A 19,401-nucleotide genomic window follows, 5' to 3' on the forward strand; every position below is an offset into this window, starting at 1 on the left:
ATTTATTTCTCCGTTGTCAAAATTTTTGTCGTATAATCAATGAGTGTCAGTGTATCGATACTTCCCATTTCTTCCCCCTTTTCAAAATCGCCTTCACTTTGCGCCATTGTGTTGGTGAGATGCGCAAAGCAGATCACCTTTTTGTGTTTCGCTTTAGAAAACGCATAAAGGGCAGCGGCTTCCATTTCAACACATGTGACATTATGATTTTTTGCATATTGAATCGCCGATGCTGTCTCTCTAAATGGTGCATCGGTTGTCCAACTTAAGCCGTGAATAACTGATAACGGTAATCCATTGAAGGAGCTGAGCAAATCCTTTAACAATGTGTGATTGATCGAAGCATCTTCGTCTGGCGGTAAATAATGGTAACTTGTCCCTTCATCCCTAATTGTTTTATCGATCAGAACGAATCGAGTATTATTGTCAGGGGAAATAATAATACCAGCAGAGGTAATACTAATTAATAGTTGACAACCCGATGCGAACAATTCTTCAGCGACCAATACGGCAAAAGCTGAACCAACGACACTACCAACAATACCATACTCACGTTCTTGATAGATGAAATTGTATAGTTTTGTATGATAACATGCCCAACATTTATTTAACTCCGCTTGACCGGTTCGGACCAGATATTCAACCAAATCACCATCTGGGTCAAGAATGCAAACATGGGGTATGCTACAGTTCTCGATTGATTTTTGTCTTCGTGCTTCGCGAAGTAAATTATCCGGGGTGAATACCGATGGCTCGTGATAGTATTTGTTCTCTAATATGTTGTACATTGGCATTATATTTTGACAGGAATTCTGAGCATTTTCGCGCCGAGTTTTAGAAGCAAACCATACATGCTTTTCTTCAAACCAAACGGCGAAAGCCACCATTGCTCAAATAAGATTTTTCCCCAATGCCATGCTCTGCCGATATTCCGTAATTGAAGTGTTGGATGCGGGTCATTCAAAAAATCGCCATAGGCAAATCCGGCCATTCCTTCGCCCGCTTCAAGCATGCAATATCCGGTTCCACAAAATATTGCAGTTGGCGAAATTCCGTTAATTTCATCAATGATACGATGTGCAACAATTTCTGCCTGGTCGTGGGCAAATACTCCAGCTTTGGGAAGCATCATCGGAACATCCGGTTTCCATCGTCCCGGAATACTCATCGTTGTAACATCACCAATGGCATAAACATTTTCCGCTTGAGTTTTCAGCGTCGAACGGTCAATAGGGATCCATCCGGCATCATTGGCGAGTGCGGATTCGCGAACCACCTTCGGAGCGCGGTGGGGCGGAATGGCAACAAGCATATCATAGGATTCAGGGTCTTTCCCTTCGAACGTGATTGTGCGATGGTGCGGATCGACTGATACAATTTTATGGAGGGGATGAAATGATATTCTCTTGGATGTAAGCATCTGCTTCACGGCATCGCCTAATTGAGGGCCTGCAACAGGCATCGGCTGAGGTTCCGGAGTGTAGAGATGAATATTTACTTTCTCATGCATCCCCCGGCTGCGGAAATACTCCGCCATCAGCATTGCACCTTCATGCGGCGCTCCCGGACATTTATACGGCATTGAACAAACGACAATATTTATTGTTCCTCCCGCAAAGTCATGTAATGCTGTGCGAAGCGACGTTGCATCAGAGAGTGAATAATACGAAAAGGCATTTCCGGACAATCCGGGAATTAGCTCCGGAGCAAGCTCTGCACCAAGCGCAACAACAAGATAATCGTAACTCAATTTCTGGGTTGATAGAGAAACTGATTTGTGCAAAACATCGATGTTTGTCACCTCGTCATAAACAATTTCAATTCCATCCCGAATTAATTGTCGAAGCGGTTTTGCAACAGCTTCCGTTGTCCTGTCGCCAGTCATCACCCAAAGAAAAGAGGGAGCGAAAGCATGATGTTCATTTTTCTCGATGAGAATTATTCGATGTGATCGAGGCAATGCCGTGCGAAGTGTATTGGAAACGATCATCCCGCCAACACCGCCGCCAAGGATGACAATTGTTTTCCCTTTCATGCGATTATTCCTTTCATCAGTTTTGTCTTTTTTGCTTGATGCTCCACAAGAACCTCGCGCATTAAATCACATGCTTTTATCACTTTGTGGTTAGAAATGCTGTAATAAATATTCAATCCATCCCTGCGAGAATCAAGAATGCCCGCTTTACGTAAAACCGCAAGATGTTGCGATACATTCGCTTTCGGAATTTCCATAGTATCGACAATATCACCAACGCTTAATTCGTCATTTCTGAGAATGCTGAGTATTTCCAAACGTTTTGCGTGGGAAAGGGTTTTGCATACTTCAGCATGAAGTTGAAAGATTTCTTTGTTCATTCTTCCTCCATCGGTTCTATGTTGCTCTGTTTCGTTGTTTCGATTTATTGAAACTAATATAACCAGGAAACGTTTCTATGTCAATATGTTAGATCCAAAAATGTCTAATCGATATGCACTTTGAGTAGATAATAATACAATTTGGAAATGAAAATGCCATCGGTGTAAGCGATGGCATTGAGTAAAATCATTTTTCTAATAATTAGGTTTATTTCTTTGTAGTAAAGTGCAGATATTTTTCATCGGGGATTTCTGAACTTTGATAACTTCCCATATTCATCATACCACCACCATGCTGTTGCTGCATTGTTTTCATCATTGTCATCATTCCGGTTCTGAGATGAACCATATGTTTTGTTCCGTGTTTCAATGCAGAATCGGGCGTGAAACGGCACAGTGTCGAATCGTTGTTCCAAGAAAAATGTCCCCGAATCGAATGTAATGAATCAAGATGTTGCATCGTATTATTATGACCCATTGCTGATCCCATGTGACCATGTCCAATAGAATCCGATATAGGACATTGAGAGTCTAAAATTAAACTATCACTGAGAATAACAAGGTTTGCCTGGACAACCCGTGGATCCGGTTTGGTATAAAACTGTAGTGTGATCGGCTCACTTGGTGAAACCTCCGTAGCATTGTCTGCAGGGGAGATTTTAACGAGGTCTGTCGTATTCGCCATCTGTGATTCGGTGCTATGCTCTTTGTTGCAACCGATAAATATTGTAATGAGTATAAATACTATAAATAGTTTCATAATTTTTCCCTCCTTATTTAGATCTAAAGGCTCAATATCTATGCCATAGATGTTGCAAGAATACTTAATAAATATATAGATTCATTTCCTATTGATGAGAATAAATCGATTTCGTTCTTACAGACTGCAAATTAAATTATTCAATGTGAGTTTTTCCATTTTCAAAAATACTGTATCTCATTGGTAAAACAAATAATGTTAATAAAGTCGATGTGATTAAACCACCAATCACAACAATCGCAAGCAGACGCTGAACTTCCGTTCCTGCTGATATTGAAATTGTCATTGAAATAAATCTGAACGACTCGACTAGTGCTGTCGTTTTAGTGGAGAGCAAAAGAATCTCCTAATTTTTCATCACTCTCATTGCGTTCAAAATTGCGATTATAGCAACTCCCATATCTCCGAACACCGCTTCCCACATTGTTGCAATACCGAACACGCCAAGAAGTATGAAAATAAATTTAACTCCCATTGCAAATGCAATGTTTTGCCATACAATCATTCTTGTACGCTTCGCTATTTCAATCGAATGTACAACCTGCATAGGTGAATCTGTCATGAGCACTACATCTGCCGTTTCAATTGCGGCATCAGAACCGAGAGCGCCCATTGCAATACCAACATCGGCACGGGCAATGACCGGTGCATCATTGATCCCGTCACCAACGAACGCAATTTTTCCATCATTATTTGATCCGATCATTTTTTCTATGTGTTCGACTTTGTTTTCCGGCAGAAGTTCATAATAAAATTCTTTTACTCCAAGTTTCCTTGCAAACACTTCCGCTGCACTTTTATTGTCACCGGTAAGCATAACTGTCTTTATCTTTAATGTATTGAGCGCGGCAATTGTCTCAACAGATTGCTCCTTTAGTGAATCAGATATAACAATGTAACCAGCATATATTTTTTTTACTGTTACATGAACAACTGTTCCTTCAACATCGCATTTACCATGTTCAATGTTTTCTTGATGAAGGAGTTTATCGTTTCCGATGAGTACTTCGCTTCCGTTCACTTTCGCACGAATGCCGTGTCCGGATATTTCATTCACATCGGTAATTTCATTTAGATGAACCTTCTCCTTATACGCACCCAGAATTGATTTTGCAATCGGATGACTTGAGTTTGCTTCTGCATACGCAGCGTATTTTAGAATATCTACTTCTTTGAATCCATTCGTCGGAATTATTTCGGTAACTTTGAATTCGCCTTTGGTCAACGTTCCGGTTTTATCAAACACAACTGTATTAACCTTTGTTAACGCATCCAAATAGTTAGAACCCTTTATCAGAATTCCCCTCCTGGAAGCTCCACCGATTCCGCCAAAGTAGCCAAGCGGAATACTGATGACCAACGCACAAGGACAAGAAATGACAAGCACAACCAATGCTCTGTAAATCCAATCATTAAACGTTGCCCCCTGAATTAACAGCGGCGGAACAACGGCAAGAATAAGTGCGCCAAAGACTACAGCCGGAGTGTAATATTTTGCAAATGTCGTAATAAATTTTTCCGTCTGTGCTTTCTTGCTTGTTGCATTTTCTACAAGTTCAAGTATTTTAGAGATTGAAGATTCTCCAAATACTTTTGTGACTTTGATCGTTAGTAATCCCGATTGATTGATCATCCCAGCTAATGCAACATCTTTTACTTTCACTTTTCTTGGAACGCTTTCGCCTGTTAATGCAGAGGTATCGACAAACGATGTTCCTTCGGTTATTTCTCCGTCCAATGGAATTTTCTCGCCGGGTTTGACAATGATATAATCGCCGATGTTAACGCTCTCCGGCGAAACTCTTTTTGTTTCTCCGTTAGTTTTCACATTAGCGTAGTCCGGTTTTATTTCAAGGAGGGATTTAATTGATTTTCGTGAGCGGTTCACTGCGATGTCCTGAAACAATTCGCCGACCACATAAAACAACATTACCGCGCCTCCTTCAGCCATTTCATCTATTGCAAAAGCGCCGACAGTCGCAATTGTCATCAGAAAATTTTCATCGAAGATCTGTCCCCTGAAAATATTGTTAATCGCTTTTGTAATTACCTTCCAGCCGGCAATTAAATATGCCGTAATGAACACCGCATATTCTGCTATGTGGTACGGTGTATTATGAATTTCATCCTCGAACATTGTTCCCAAAAGCAAAAGTAATAATGCGGAAACAGCTTTAATGATAGTCCATTTATTTTCTGCAAGCTCGCTTGTGGAAACGAGGGACTTCTTTTGAATTAACTCTTCCACTTCAACTTCCGGTTCTATCTCTTTTATTTTTTGTTTTACTTCTTCAATGTCCGGCGCATCAATCTGCAAAGTTGAATTAGCATAATTCACCGATACAAATTTTACTTCCGGCATCTTCGAAAGACTATCTTCTATTTTTGCTGCGCACGATGCGCAGTCAATATTTTTTAATTGATATTTTTTCATACTACACCTTAGTTTATAAATAACCCGCTATTTTTCAGAACAATTAGCAAAAATCCTGTAATTGTTTTTTCGTGATGTTCGAGAAAGTGAGATTTAAATCCATCGTTATGCTTATCTCCTTTATATTACTGTCTTGGTGAGTAATAAATAATAGAAACACCTGCCAATGCAATCAAGGCTCCAACAATGTCATATTTATCAAGCACATAATTATCCATCTTGTAAGCCCACAGTAAGGACATCACAATAAATACACCGCCGTAAGTGGCATATACTCTTGCAAAATTTTGAGTCTGTAAAGTAGCAACAACACCGTATAAGGCAAGAATAAGTCCTCCAAGAATCCCATACCAAATCGGCTTGCCTTCTTTCAACCATAGCCAAACCAAATATCCGCCTCCTATTTCACAAAATCCGGCGAGGATAAAAACTATGATAGATTTGCTCAGCTCCATTACAAACTCCTTTGCTTTCTTATTTTATAGCATAGCCATTCCTGAAGGAACGACTATATCGCACTATGTGATGAAATATCCGGCTATTCCCAAAACGATTAGCAAAATTCCTGTAATTGTTTTTTCATGATGTTCAAGATAATGTGATTTAATATTTTTTACTCCTTTCATTCCAAGCCAGACGAGCAGAAGCATTCCGGATATTGTAATAATTGTATAAATCACGGAAACGGTTATGATTCCTTGCCAGCCGAGCTTGCTTGCAACAAAATAATAAGCTTCGATTTCAAGGCAGGGAGAAAAAAACATTGAAATCATTAACGTAAGAATTATTGCGATTGTAGTTTTCTTTTTAGTATCATCAAGATGAATTTCATGGCTATGATGATGATGGTGGTGATGATGTTTATTTGCTAGAATGCTGAGTGCGAGATAAATAATTCCAAGGAGTAGAAGCAAGCTCGGTGCAATAACACCAACGATAAAAGAATACGAATCCGATAATTTGTAGCCTAAAAATCCGACAATGACTCCGATAATTAAGGTGCTGAGCGTATGTGCAGCACCGGCAATGGCAGTGGTACTTAAAGTAAATCTCTCATTCCATTTCTCGGATTTAGAAAGCGCGACCAAAGGCAGCCAATGATTTGGAATTGATGCGTGGACTATGCTGAGTAGTAATGCGCCAATTATTATTTGGGATAAGCCGGTCATAATAAAATGTCCTTAAAATTATCTTCTAATTGATACTTTTTCCTAAACTTCTCTCAAACCAATAATCGTGCTCTTTGATAATTTGGCTGAAATCACCAATTAATTATGAAACTTTAGTCAATCACTTTTATCTTTACCGCGCGTTCAAAGTAGTTTCCCAACATTCCCTTTTTGGTGTTTCCCTTAACAGATTCACCTTTTGTCAACATCACTTGAAGCTGTAATACAGCGTCCTTTGCATCGTTAAGCGGCTGGACGGTCATAGGTAGAGCTGTAATTGTTGTCCCTTCAAATCCTGGCAGATTGTCACCCACAACTCGACAGGACATGTGAAGATTCACTGCCCAGCCCGGTGCGAATTTCGAAAGAGAACTATCCCCGATCATCGTCGGATCAATATATGTCCATGCATTCCGGTAAGGAGCCGGGGTGTCGTCGCCTTTTATTCGACCAATTACCGTTAGAACAGTTTTTTGTTGTCCACGTTTTGCTTCAAATTGAAAAGTGCCATCTAATTGACGCAGAGATTTCATTGTCTCCTTGTCAAGAATATCAATAATGGTTTTTGATTCATCTACCCAGGGACCATTGTTAACGTGACAACTCATGCAAGATTTTGCTTTCCCGAGAATGCCAACACCCGGGGGGTATGCAATTGCTGTGCTGGCAACAAGAACAAGTAACGACAGTGATGCAATTATAGTTTTCATTTAATACTCCTTTAATGTATTTATTAAATATTTCAGATAAGAAAGGGAATAAATCTCTTTGTTCGGTTTGCGTACATAACATACTCATTGCCAAATTCTTCAAGAGCTTGTTTCTCCTCCTGCTTTGCAAGCCAGACATACATTAAAATTAAAATGGGCCACAATACCAAAGTTACAATTGAAGGCCAGTGGACGAGCCATCCAAACGTAAAAAGAAGAATACCTGTGTATTGCGGATGACGCATATACCTGTAAATTCCCGTTGATACTAATCCTTTTGCACGGTGTATCTGCACCCAGCCGAAAGCAATAATAGCAAGCCCAATGAAACTGATTGCCGTTCCAACCAGAGCCGGCTTCTGTCCAAATATTTTAAAACCTTCCTCGAAGGCTTCCCCAATCTCAGGAATATTGACAAGTGGTGAAAGAAGAAATATGACGAGGGGCCAACCAAACATTTCAGTCATAAGAGCAATTACGAAAGCGACAAAAGTTCCGCGAGATTTCCATAGATGTTTTGTGGGACGGCGAAATGGAAGCAGCGCAAAAAAACCTAAGACGATGAGAATATTAAGAATGATTAAACCTGCTTGTCCGAAGGTTTCATAAATCCAGACTATTGTTACGGGAGGGCCTTCTTGATGAGGAAGTAGCTCAACCACATAAATTACAACGAAGAGAACGATCGCCAACCATCCTAAAACCGAGATTATTTTATCCTTCATTGCTGGTTACCTTTCGTAAGTTTATTTATTTGTTTGGTTAATTCTTTTTCAGATACTCCCGGATAATGTGTCGCAAAGGAGATTTTCCCTGATTTATCTATCAGATAAATATTCTTCACCGGACAGATGCCGGGATTATATCCCCCTGTGTAAAGAGTCGTTGCTACCCCTGAGGGATCATACACAAACCTAACAGATAAATTGTTCTGGCGGATAATATCTTCAACTGTTTTCTGGTCACTTCCTAATTGACTAACCGCTAATACTTCCATCTCCTTCTTCTGATATTTTTTATTTAACTCCTCAATAAATTGAAGCTTTGATTGGCAGCCGGAACAAAGATTTGTGAACCAGAGAAGGACAGGTTTGTTTTTTGCTATTTTGGAAAGCGTGAACGGTTTTCCATCGAAATAATGACCTGAAAAATCCGGTGCTTTAACCCCAACGTTTGGAATTACTGTCTTATCATGTTCCGGAGCAATAATGTTTTGGGAAAAAGTAAATTTTAATACAGAAATAAGAAGAAAGAATAAAGTGAACTTTATCTTAATAATTTTGTTCATTGCTAAATCCTTTTAAATTTTAATTATTTTCTTTAATATTTTATTGAACCACATAAACGCTTGCCGCGATGAAACTATCTTTGTGCATGTGTCCCAGTAGTTCTACTACTTTTGCATTGTCAATTTCTTCCGTTGCTGGTTTGTGAAGAGTTACTTTTGCTTCAATGTTATCTTTATCTTTTACGTAAAAAGAAATAATACCTCCGTTGTCATCCCTTTCAAACCCTTTGGATTGAACAATGGCGACATTTATTAACTGGTTGATCTCTCTTCCGGGAACAAATTTGCTGAATGTGCCCAATTCTTTTGTCGGAGCAAAATATGCAAAATACAACAACACCGTTGATACAACTACTATGAAAAGTAAAATCCGTTTTGTTGTTTTCATAAGGCTCCGAGCAATTTTTTATTCATTACCGTGCTTTACGAACACCGAATCCTGAACCTGAATATCGTGCCTAACTTCCGTATACCGTATGGTCATAATGTCCTGCCGAATAGTGAATGGATACTTGATTCCATCCACTTCGCTATAGTCTTCTAATAATGTTACAACATTTCTCATTCCTCCTGCAAGAAGAATATCTTGACGTATCAATAGTCCAGACTCTGAATCAAAGTACAATAGTTCAGTACTTCCGCTGAGAGGATGTGCCTCTATTACGTATGCGCGACGATTTGCGATAGGAATGGATTCTTTTAAAACCATTTTTGGGAATAGCATTTTCAATTGCAGTGGCCAATAAAACTCCGCCTGACGCTTAATATCTTCCAACCATTCGCCCTCAGCTTTTCGCAATAGTATTTCCGGTCGTTGATACCAAGCGGTGGTGCCGTCAAAAATCGTTTGGACAATTCCGTAACCGGGAATTTGTTGAATACCCATCAGTTTGTTCGGCGCTTTTTGGTATCGCTTAACAGTTCCTTTGGAGGGAATACCGGATATTTCAACAACGCCTGTTCTTACTCTTGATGTTACGGAGAGTATTTTCTCTTTGCCGCCAAGCGCTTCAATATATTTTTCTAAAATCGAATCCACTTTCGGAACGGGGTCTGTTTTCTGAAGTATCGAAGTATTGTTTTGTGCATACAACGATAACGGTACAGAAAGGAGAAACACTGACAGCACAATGTGAAAACATTTCATTATTTCCCTCCTGAAGTGAAGTACGTATCAGCACTGAAGAGCAAGCGAGCTTTAGGATTTTGCCTCGTAATCATTGATGCTTCATTAAATTCTTTTTCTGCCAGTTGCTTATCACCAGTAATTTGATGCAGCATGCCAAGCATGTAATGTCCTTCTGCTTCAGAAGGATTGTTTTGCTCGTCTTGCTTTGCATATTCCATTGCTTTATCATATTCTTTCTTTTCGAAATAGATATTGGCAAGGAACAATTCCATTCGTCCGAACCGAATTCCTAATGAACGAATGTCTTCAATCTCCCGAAGAACATTCTCGTACTCCCTCAACGACCAGTATCCGAGTGCCTTTCCAACACGGCTCTCCATATTAAAATAATCCCTGTTAAGCGCCCGCTGAAATGTGAAAACTGCTTCACTAAAAAGGCGCTCTTTGAGATATATGATTCCCAACGTACGGAGCGATTTTGGATTGATCGAATCGAGTGATGCAGCTTTGTTCAGATTAATAATCGCTTCGTGCAAACGCCCAAGGACGCTGCTCAATACGCCTAGGTTGTGGTACGCAGAAGCATTTTCAGGGTAGAATTTTACAGCACGCTGAAAGTATTCCAGTCCTTGCGCCTCATTCCCCGCTTGCTGATACAAGACGCCAAGATTTGAAAGTGCGTCGTAATGTGTGCTGTCAATGGAAAGTATCTCCTGATAATATTTTCGTGCATTGTCAATATCGTTTTCTTGTGCGGCAATCTGTCCCAGAATGTTGAGCGCATCTATCTTTGTAGATTCGGAACGAGATGCGATAAGCGCATACGGCTTTGCTTCCTGCGACTTGCCGTCCAGAAGATACGTGATGCTCAATCCAAGGTTAGCTTCTGCTTTATCTGCATCAACATCAAGAGTTCGCTTGAAGAAAATCCCCGCCTCCTGAAACTTTCTTGCAGAGAGATATGCCCTGCCCAGCAAATTGAGCGCATCAATATTTTCCGGGTCGGCTTGTATGATTTTATCGAGCGCTGAAACTGCCTGAGTGAATTTACCTTGCGTTAAGTACTTCTCCGCTTTTACAATAGTGTTCTGCATTGAATCTTTTTCCTGTTGAGCATTCAACGTCGAGGGAATCGCCAGCAATACTATGGTCAGAATGCAAGCGATGAGTAGCTTTGGCTTCATATTCGTTCTCCTTTCCGATTTTCAGAGCGGGGATTCATCGGTGTTTTCCAGATGAGCGATGGCTGCCGCCCGAAGAATGTCCTCTGATTCCATGTCCGCCAGAATAACCACGGTTGTAATGACCTCTATTGTAAGTAGGAAAGTGGGAAACAGAAGGAGAGTGGTTATAATGTCTGCCGAAGAAACCGAGGTAGAACGAAGAATACCACGGGTAGCTGTAGTAGGGAAGTAAATAGAAAGGATTACCATAATATCGTGCTGCACTGCCGCTTGTTACAGATGCGGAAGTATTGATCATCTCATTAATAACCTTTTCACTGACGCCGGCTTTTTTTAATTCAACAATGTCGTCGGTATCAAGCACGAAGTATGAATATGTTGCGTTGATTTGCGAGACGATGACGGTATCGCTTATTCCTTCATTGCTTAATTTGATGATATCATCAATTAACATAGCGCTCGAGTCGGTCGGAATTTCACCCCGGGCATATTGGGCGCCGTACTGTGAATAGCATCCAGTAACGCTGAACGCAATTGCCACAATACCAATTAAAAATATATACCCTTTCATAATAACCTCCTTTCATTTTTGTTCTAAACAATGAATCTCATTGCTTAGAATTATATCGCCTTCTCTCTACGCTCGTTCGTCCGTATCTTTATAAGTTATCTGAGTTCTGCATCATCCAATGCCCAGGCTTCTTCAACCAAGATGCCTAACGGTTTTGATACTTGACTTCTGGTGACAATCCACATGATGATTGTGATGATCGTAGCCGCTATCGCGAGAAGTATCAGTGAGATACGTATAGCATTAAGAGCGTTATTGTTTTCCACAACGTTTTCCTGAGCAATTTCGTCGACATCTCGCTCAAGCGAGGCTAGTAGGTTCACACACTTTCGATGAAGGAGATTGAGCGATACCATGATCCCTGCATGTGACTGGGAAAGTTCGCCACGCGTTTCAGCTTTCTGTTTTGGCGGAGGATTAGAGATGCGCATGAGAACCCCAAACATCGCGTCGGTAATGGACTGGAACCGATTCTCAATTTCAACCAGTGAGTCGATCGCCCCTCGGCTGATAAGACGTGAGCCATGGAGGGTTTTGACGGCAACACCAAGATTTTCCCGTGCAGTTTTGAAATCCCACATAGCCGTTTCACCTTCTCCTCGGTGAAGCCGTTCCGCTGCTAATAATTCCTCAAGGTGGGCAACCTGAATGGCACCGGCGGCATCGACAACCATTCGGACATTTTCTGCCGATTCTCTGGCTTCTCTCTGATACCGTTCCAATTGAATATTAGTGAACATACCAACGACACCGATACTTAGAGTTATCGCCAGAAAAACAACCGTAAGTCTGGTTGATGCGCCTTTGAAGAGTGAGCGGATACGCCTTGCGAGGTGAGGCTCTTCAAGAACACTCATCCTTTTACCAATGGGAATCTGGCTCGGAAGATCTGGATCAAAATCGGACACAGCAACGTCATAGCTGGGGGGTGAACCGTTTGACCCATGTTGACGAATGATCTCTCGCACCTTGTCAACAAGATCATACTCACAGTAGAGCTGCAATCGAGAGATCTGTGACGTTGGTGAGAAATGTTCGATCACTCTTATCTCTTTGATGCCGGCTGCAATCAACTCCTCTGCCAACCGGCTTACCTTTAGAGTATTAATATATGTAGTAACTCGTTTCATCTCATGAACTCATTATACGAGGCAGACACCATCCCACTCTCAGGTCCCGTTGGCCTCGGACCTCTGTGATTTCCATATTCGTGAAGTTCGTACACACCGCCTGTGCATGACATATCTATACAATTCTCGCCATCCGCGAAGAACCATCATATCGCTTTTTTCCCCCGTTCGTTCGTCCGTATTTTTATAACCTCTTCAACATTCACGACAAATATTTTCCCATCTCCCGTATTGCCGGTATGTGAATATTTCTGAATTACTTTAACCACTTCGTCTACCATTCCATCAGAAACAACAACTTCCAATTTCACCCTTGGAACGAGTTCCACCATCTCGTAAACAGTTTTATCTTGTGCATTTCTTGCCCTGCCTTTACCGAATCCTTTAATTTCAGAAACGGTGACACCTGGAAGTCCTGCTATCTTCTGCAGCGCTTCCGTTACTTCCAATAATTTGAACGGTCTTATTATTGCTTTTATCTCTTTCATTTTATTTTCCTTACTATTTATTTATATAAAAACGGCTTACACCATATGGAATAAGCCGGAAAGCACTAATTACATTTCCGCTTCAACATTTTTCTTTTCGAACCAACTGTACACAGAGGGAATAATTAACAATGTTAGCAGCGTTGAGGTGATCAATCCACCGACGACCACTGTAGCGAGCGGTTTTTGAATTTCTGATCCGGCTCCGGTGGCAAATAACATCGGCATTAGACTAAAAATGGCTATTGATGCAGTCATCAAAACCGGACGTAATCTGTCAAGACTTCCTCTCCTAATTGCTTCTTGTAATTCAATGCCTTCTTCTCTTAACTGAGAAATGTGAGATACTAACACAACTCCGTTTAACACAGCAACACCAAATAAGACTATGAATCCAATTGAAGCAGGAACAGACAAATATAACCCGGAAATGTAGAGAGCAAATATTCCACCAATGAGCGCAAAGGGAAGATTTGAAATTACCAGTAATGCCAAACGGATAGATCGAAACGTAATGAACAAAAGCAGTAGAATTATTCCGACAGCAACAGGTCCTACGATCATTAGTTTGGTCATTGCTCGCTGTTGATTCTCAAATTGTCCGCCCCAGGTTAAATAATAACCGGCAGGGAGTTGAACATTATCTTTAATCTTTTGTTTTGCTTCGGCAACAAAACCGCCGATATCCCTTCCGCTTACATTCATCTCAATGCCAATTCTTCTTATTCCATCCTGGCGGCTAATTTGAACGGGACCCTCAATAATTGTTACTGCGGCTAATTGAGCAAGCGGAATATTTATTCCCGATTTGGCCGGGACTAATATATTTTCTATTGCTTCAATGGAATTCCGTTTCTCTTCCGGCAGACGAACTGTAATATCATAGCTACGGTTCTCTTCATAAAACTTTGTGGCTGCTTTTCCAGCAACAGCAATTTCTATTACATTCTGAACATCGTTAATATTTAAGCCATACCTCGCTATTTTTGATCGATCAATGTTTATGGTTAAGTATGGCTGACCGGATACTTTTTCAGTCAACAAATCGGTTCCGCCTTGAATGGAGGAAAGAACCTTTGCTATTTCATCCGATTTATCCTTAAGCACATCTATGTCGTCGCCAAATAGTTTAAGGATTAATTGCGCTTTTGTTCCTGCAACAAGTTCATCAATTCTACATTGTATGGGTTGACTAAACCCAAAACTAATTCCAGGTATCGTTTCCAACGATGCACGCATTTCATTGGTCAATTCCTCCCTTGATATATCCCGCTTCCATTCACTTATCGGTTTTAGGATTCCAACATATCCTGTTTTATCCGCACCTCGTGTGTCCATTGCGACGCCCGTTTGCCCGGTACGGGATACAACGATATCTAATTCATCAAACTGTTTCATTTTTTGGGCTGCAAGTTGATTTACCTCCATCGCCTTTGACAGTGAAACACCCGGGAGCAGCGATACATCCATATCAAATGCACCCTCATCCATTATTGGAATAAACTCCGTACCTAATCGTGTAAACAACATTAGCGAAAGTATTAAGAATATTCCGGCAATACTTAAAATCATTGTTTTCTTTTCCATCACATATTCTAATATCGGCTGATACAATTTTGTCGCATACTTCATGATAATGCTTTCTTTTTCCGGCTGCGATTTCAAAAATATTGAGCAAAGAACTGGTATGATAAATATGGACAGAAACATCGAAGAAAGAAGCGCAATGGCAACAGTCTTGGCAAGCGGTCCAAACATTTTACCTTCAATTCCTTCTAATGAAAGGATTGGAATAAATGTAATTGCAATAATTAGCTCTCCGAAAATGCTCGGTTTTCGCACTTCTAATACTGCTTTAAGAACGGTCAACATTTTGGGGTTCTTATTTCCTTCTTCGCTTAAATGCCTTTGCACATTTTCTACTTGAATTATCGTTGCGTCGATAATCATTCCTATTGAAATCGCAAGTCCACCAAGCGACATCAAATTTGCGCTAAGACCTACAAATTTCATTACAATAAATGTTGCAAGTAATGAGAGAGGTAGAGCAATAAGTACAACAATACTCCCTCTAAAACTTCTCAACAATAAGTACACTATGATAAGAACAAGAATAGAACCTTCAATCAAGGCCTTATTTACTGTATTAACACTTGCGTTTACAATGTCGCTTCTATCATAATATGGAACCATCTTTATTCCGTCGGGAAGGATATTATTCTCGTTAATTTCCTGCACTTTCTCTTTTACGAGTTTAACAACATCACGGCTATTCTGACCGCGCAACATCATTATAATGCCACCAACAGACTCTTCCTTTCCGTTAATCATTGCGGCGCCTTGCCTCACAGCTTCACCAGTCTTTACTTGTGCTACATCCTTAATAAACGTTGGTATTCCTTCGTGAGATTTTAATACAATGTTTTCGATATCGGCAATACTTTTAATTAACCCGACACTGCGAACAATATATTGATCTGAATTCTTTTCAAGAATATTCCCGCCAACATTTTGATTATTGTTTTCAATAGCTGAATATACATCGTCCGCTGTTAAATCATATTTCAATAATTTATCGGGCGAAACGATCACTTGAAATTGTTTAAAATACCCACCGAAAGAGTTTATTTCATTTACACCGGCAACACTTTTTAGCTGCGGTGTAATAATCCATTCTTGAACTGTTCGTAAGTTGGACAAATATGCAATCTTTGCCATCGAATCGGATGGCATGGATCCTTCAAGCGTATACTGGTATATTTCACCCATCGCCGTTGCAATTGGTCCCATTGCAACTTCAACGCCTTTGGGAACATTTTCTTTTGCCTCACCTAATCGTTCAAACACCAACTGACGGGCAAAATAGATATCAACATTATCTTTAAATACGATTGTAACTATCGAAAGGCCGAACTTAGTAACAGATCGCATTTGTTCAACATCAGGTAAACCGCGCATCGCCATTTCAATCGGATATGTTACATTTCTTTCAATTTCAATTGCTGAAAGCCCATTAGCATAGCTAACAACCTCTACTTGGATATTTGTAACATCGGGAAAAGCATCTATAGGTAAAGTCAAATAGGAATACAATCCGAATGTCACGATAAGCAGGGAAAGAAATATGATCATTCCTTTCTGCTTAAGCGTTAGTGATATTATTTTTTCTAACATTAGTGTTCGTCTCCTTCAATTTCTTCTTTTTTCAGTTCGCTCTTCAAATAGAACACCCCTTTCGATACGACATCTTCACCTATCGTTAATCCCGCTCTAATTTCTATCCTGCCATCAACAACCGTACCGGTTGACACTTTCCTCTGCTCAAATGTTGTATCACTTGTTTGCACAAAAACATATTCTATTCCGGCTTCTTTCACTACAGCTTCATCGAGCATCATTATTGCTTTCGCATTTGATTCAATCGGGATTTTTAGATCGCCAAACATTTGAGGCTTTAATTTACCGTTTGTGTTGGAAAATTCTCCTCTCACTGTTATTGTTCTGGATTGTTCGTCAATGGTCTGACCGATGTATATTATTCTTCCGTTGAATTTTTCATTCTGATAAGTCGCCGAAGAGAATACTGCATTGGTTTTCTGATAAATCTTTGCAATGTCTTTTTCATACACCTGACCGTCAACCCATACGTTTGATGTATTTATTATTTTGAATGCATTCGACGTTACATCGACAGACTGGCCAATAACAACATTTCTTTCAACCACTATACCATTAATGGAAGATTTTATAGACAATGTGCCCGAAGTATGTTCTTCACTCTTTTTTTCATCATTAATATCAGCATCGCTTAACCCGACGGAGTGAATTTTTTTATCTTCTGCTTTGTATTCCGCAAGGGCTTTCTCGTATTCTGATTGGCTTTCCAAAAGGGACTTTTGTGATCCAATCTTCTCATCATATAATTTTTTTTGTCGTTCATAATTTGCTTTTGTATAATCCAATGCGGCCTTTGCGATTAAAAATCCGGCTTTAATTTCACCTACATCCAAACCTTCAACCGTCATCAATATTTGTCCTGCTTTCACAAAATCACCAACCTTTACAAATACCTGATGAACCCTACCCTGGACAAGTGAACCGATCTGTGCTTCGTTATCTTGATTTGTCAACACCTTCGCAGGTATTGTTAAATACCCTGTAAATGGGCGAAAGGAAACGATTTCAGTCTCTAGTTTTATTTCCTTAATGGCTTCGGTTGAAAGCTGCACTATTTCGCTATGTTCAGTATGACTTTCTTCTATTTTAGGTTCTTCCTTGCCGCTGCATCCGAATAAGGTTATAGATAATACTGCAGCAATACTAAAAAATATGATTCTTGCTTTCATTTAGTTCTCCAATCCTGAATTGTCTGTGATATTTTTACCGATCATTTCTTCAATTTTGAACACTGATTGAAAATGATTGAATAACACATTGATATAATTATTTCTTGAATTTATCAGAGTTTGTTTTGCCTGAAGATACTCAAGGTATGTCAGCTCCCCAGCATCGTAACTTTTTATCGCGGTTCTATATATCTCTTCTGCTTGTGGTAAAATATCGTTTACATATAATTTCACCTGCTGTAGATTATTCTCATGATCCGTGTAGGCGTTTTTTAACATCAGGGATACTTCGTTTTTTGTTATGCGTTGTTCTGATTCCGATATTGCTTGATTGGCAGCTGATTCCTGTATCTTTCCATTTTGATCTAACAAAAACCATAATGGAATTGATATTCCTAATGCTGCTCCATAGAATCCATTATTTCCGTCACGGGTTTGTTGATAATATGCTACATTAAAATTTGGTAGGAGTGACGACCATGCAAGGGAATTCTCAACCGATGAGATTTGAGAATTTAGTTCAGCAATTTTTAACTGGGGGTTTGCAACCTCCATCGTTTGAAAAAGTTGTTCTAAACTTATTTTGTGATCGACAAAAACCATCGAATCTGTTAAAGTATAGTTGGCCCCATAGTTTTGCTTACCGAATCCGAGAGCATAATTAAGTTCAGCAAATGCAATCGTAAATTCGTTTTTAATCACCTCAAGATTGTTCTTCGATTCAGTGTATTGGACTTTGGCAGTTAATCTTTCAAGATTCGTTCCTTCTCCGACACTACGTTTTATCTCCGCTTTCTTCAAAAAGTCTTCCGAGATCAAAAGATTTTCTTCTGCTGATTTTATCTGAAATTGTTTAGTTAATACCTTGTGATAGTTTGTCTTTATCTGATATATAATGTTCCTTTCCGACATGCTTAACCTATACTTCTCAATTTCTTCTTCACTATTAAATTTAGATCCTTTTAAAAAATAGTTTGAGGGAAATTCGAAAGATTGTCCGATTTCAATTGTCCTTTCGGTTGCTCCTTTAAGGCTTTTCCCTACCGGTATCCATTCATGCGAAGCAGATATTTCAGGCTTTGGCAATGATATCCCACTCCAAAATCTTCCTTTGGCCGAGAATATTCGTTCTTTCGCAGATTGTATTTCGGGATTATTTTTTAAGCCTAGTTCTATCGCTTCTTTTAATGACAAAGTATTTATTGATTTATCTTGTCCATAAGTGATGCTGAATAAATGCACCAACATGAACAAAGCAATTACTTGCTTCATGTATTCTCCACGAGTATTTAAAGTAAATGATTGAGCGTATTCTTTCTGATCAGAAAGAATAAAATCTAAAGATGAAATAGCTATAGAATGGTGTTACGCTTGCTTAGGCGGCTGCCAAATTGAAGTGTTATAACCAGAAGGATGTCCGTTTACGAGAAACGAACCAAACGATGTTGATACATTATCGGGAGAAGAGATATTAATTGCGGAAACATCGGCTCCAATTACCACTCCACAACAGTTGCAAATGCAAAATACTGGACATGTATCTTGTGAGGTATTCCCAGCATTATCATTATGCGATACAGCAATAAATCCTAGATCTTCACAGATATCTGCACAAGGAACAACAGATATAGTAAAAAAGAAGATCGAAAATATTAAAGCCACTGCTTTCATAAAGTAAATATACATAAAAATTTGATAATATTCAAAATCTTTGAAATCTACCGTCATCCTCAATAACGAACAGCTTATGACAAAATCATCGTAATCGTAAGAAACCACAATAACCCAAACAGCAATATCCATTTAAGCAATTACGATTATCTTACAATTACGATTT

Annotated in this window: 21 protein-coding genes; all 21 read right to left on the reverse strand. The window is 39.6% G+C overall.

Translation table 11 applies throughout. The annotated features are described in order from the left end of the window. Positions 1-2 precede the first annotated feature (2 nt). On the reverse strand, positions 3-788 hold the full coding sequence (locus tag WDA22_10655; protein MFA5833922.1) for a nucleoside phosphorylase: 786 nt from the start codon (positions 786-788) through the stop codon (positions 3-5). 5 nt (positions 789-793) lie between these two features. After that, on the reverse strand, positions 794-2,035 hold the full coding sequence (locus WDA22_10660) for an FAD/NAD(P)-binding oxidoreductase (GenBank protein ID MFA5833923.1): 1,242 nt from the start codon (positions 2,033-2,035) through the stop codon (positions 794-796). Next, positions 2,032-2,355: a metalloregulator ArsR/SmtB family transcription factor gene (locus WDA22_10665; GenBank protein ID MFA5833924.1), complete on the reverse strand. Its 324-nt coding sequence runs from the start codon at positions 2,353-2,355 to the stop codon at positions 2,032-2,034. The genes WDA22_10660 and WDA22_10665 overlap by 4 nt, the downstream gene beginning before the upstream one ends. 208 nt (positions 2,356-2,563) lie before the next feature. Next, entirely contained in the window at positions 2,564-3,115 is a 552-nt protein-coding gene (locus WDA22_10670) for a hypothetical protein (GenBank protein ID MFA5833925.1), read from the reverse strand. A gap of 136 nt (positions 3,116-3,251) precedes the next feature. After that, on the reverse strand, positions 3,252-3,452 hold the full coding sequence (locus WDA22_10675; protein ID MFA5833926.1) for an efflux RND transporter permease subunit: 201 nt from the start codon (positions 3,450-3,452) through the stop codon (positions 3,252-3,254). 9 nt (positions 3,453-3,461) lie between these two features. Next, a complete protein-coding gene (locus WDA22_10680) occupies positions 3,462-5,549 on the reverse strand; it encodes a heavy metal translocating P-type ATPase (protein ID MFA5833927.1) in 2,088 nt (695 codons plus the stop codon). A 125-nt stretch (positions 5,550-5,674) separates the two neighbouring features. Next, positions 5,675-6,004, reverse strand: a complete 330-nt coding sequence (locus tag WDA22_10685) for a YnfA family protein (GenBank protein ID MFA5833928.1) — start codon at positions 6,002-6,004, stop codon at positions 5,675-5,677. A gap of 63 nt (positions 6,005-6,067) precedes the next feature. Beyond that, entirely contained in the window at positions 6,068-6,718 is a 651-nt protein-coding gene (locus WDA22_10690; GenBank protein ID MFA5833929.1) for a hypothetical protein, read from the reverse strand. A gap of 113 nt (positions 6,719-6,831) precedes the next feature. After that, positions 6,832-7,428 (reverse strand): hypothetical protein, encoded by a 597-nt coding sequence (locus tag WDA22_10695; protein ID MFA5833930.1) that lies wholly within the window; start codon positions 7,426-7,428, stop codon positions 6,832-6,834. A gap of 32 nt (positions 7,429-7,460) precedes the next feature. Further along, entirely contained in the window at positions 7,461-8,153 is a 693-nt protein-coding gene (locus WDA22_10700; protein MFA5833931.1) for an isoprenylcysteine carboxylmethyltransferase family protein, read from the reverse strand. Beyond that, complete coding sequence (locus WDA22_10705; protein MFA5833932.1) at positions 8,150-8,716, reverse strand: redoxin domain-containing protein; 567 nt, start codon at positions 8,714-8,716, stop codon at positions 8,150-8,152. The genes WDA22_10700 and WDA22_10705 overlap by 4 nt, the downstream gene beginning before the upstream one ends. 40 nt (positions 8,717-8,756) lie before the next feature. Further along, positions 8,757-9,104 (reverse strand): hypothetical protein, encoded by a 348-nt coding sequence (locus WDA22_10710; GenBank protein ID MFA5833933.1) that lies wholly within the window; start codon positions 9,102-9,104, stop codon positions 8,757-8,759. Between the two features lie 18 nt (positions 9,105-9,122). Next, a complete protein-coding gene (locus WDA22_10715) occupies positions 9,123-9,863 on the reverse strand; it encodes a hypothetical protein (GenBank protein MFA5833934.1) in 741 nt (246 codons plus the stop codon). Continuing rightward, positions 9,863-11,029: a tetratricopeptide repeat protein gene (locus WDA22_10720; GenBank protein MFA5833935.1), complete on the reverse strand. Its 1,167-nt coding sequence runs from the start codon at positions 11,027-11,029 to the stop codon at positions 9,863-9,865. The genes WDA22_10715 and WDA22_10720 overlap by 1 nt, the downstream gene beginning before the upstream one ends. 34 nt (positions 11,030-11,063) lie before the next feature. Continuing rightward, a complete protein-coding gene (locus WDA22_10725) occupies positions 11,064-11,600 on the reverse strand; it encodes a hypothetical protein (GenBank protein MFA5833936.1) in 537 nt (178 codons plus the stop codon). 95 nt (positions 11,601-11,695) lie between these two features. Continuing rightward, positions 11,696-12,730 (reverse strand): hypothetical protein, encoded by a 1,035-nt coding sequence (locus WDA22_10730; protein MFA5833937.1) that lies wholly within the window; start codon positions 12,728-12,730, stop codon positions 11,696-11,698. Between the two features lie 146 nt (positions 12,731-12,876). Next, positions 12,877-13,218, reverse strand: a complete 342-nt coding sequence (locus WDA22_10735) for a P-II family nitrogen regulator (GenBank protein MFA5833938.1) — start codon at positions 13,216-13,218, stop codon at positions 12,877-12,879. A 69-nt stretch (positions 13,219-13,287) separates the two neighbouring features. Beyond that, entirely contained in the window at positions 13,288-16,392 is a 3,105-nt protein-coding gene (locus tag WDA22_10740; protein ID MFA5833939.1) for a CusA/CzcA family heavy metal efflux RND transporter, read from the reverse strand. Then, entirely contained in the window at positions 16,392-17,564 is a 1,173-nt protein-coding gene (locus WDA22_10745) for an efflux RND transporter periplasmic adaptor subunit (protein MFA5833940.1), read from the reverse strand. Before WDA22_10745 ends, WDA22_10740 begins: the two co-directional genes overlap by 1 nt. Continuing rightward, positions 17,565-18,836 carry a TolC family protein gene (locus tag WDA22_10750; GenBank protein MFA5833941.1) on the reverse strand — a complete coding sequence of 424 codons (1,272 nt, stop codon included), beginning with the start codon at positions 18,834-18,836 and terminating at the stop codon, positions 17,565-17,567. 93 nt (positions 18,837-18,929) lie between these two features. Continuing rightward, entirely contained in the window at positions 18,930-19,367 is a 438-nt protein-coding gene (locus tag WDA22_10755; protein MFA5833942.1) for a DUF6660 family protein, read from the reverse strand. Positions 19,368-19,401 lie beyond the last annotated feature (34 nt).

The sequence above is a fragment of the Bacteroidota bacterium genome, from assembly GCA_041658205.1.
Lineage (GTDB): Bacteria > Bacteroidota > Ignavibacteria > UBA10030 > UBA8401 > UBA8401.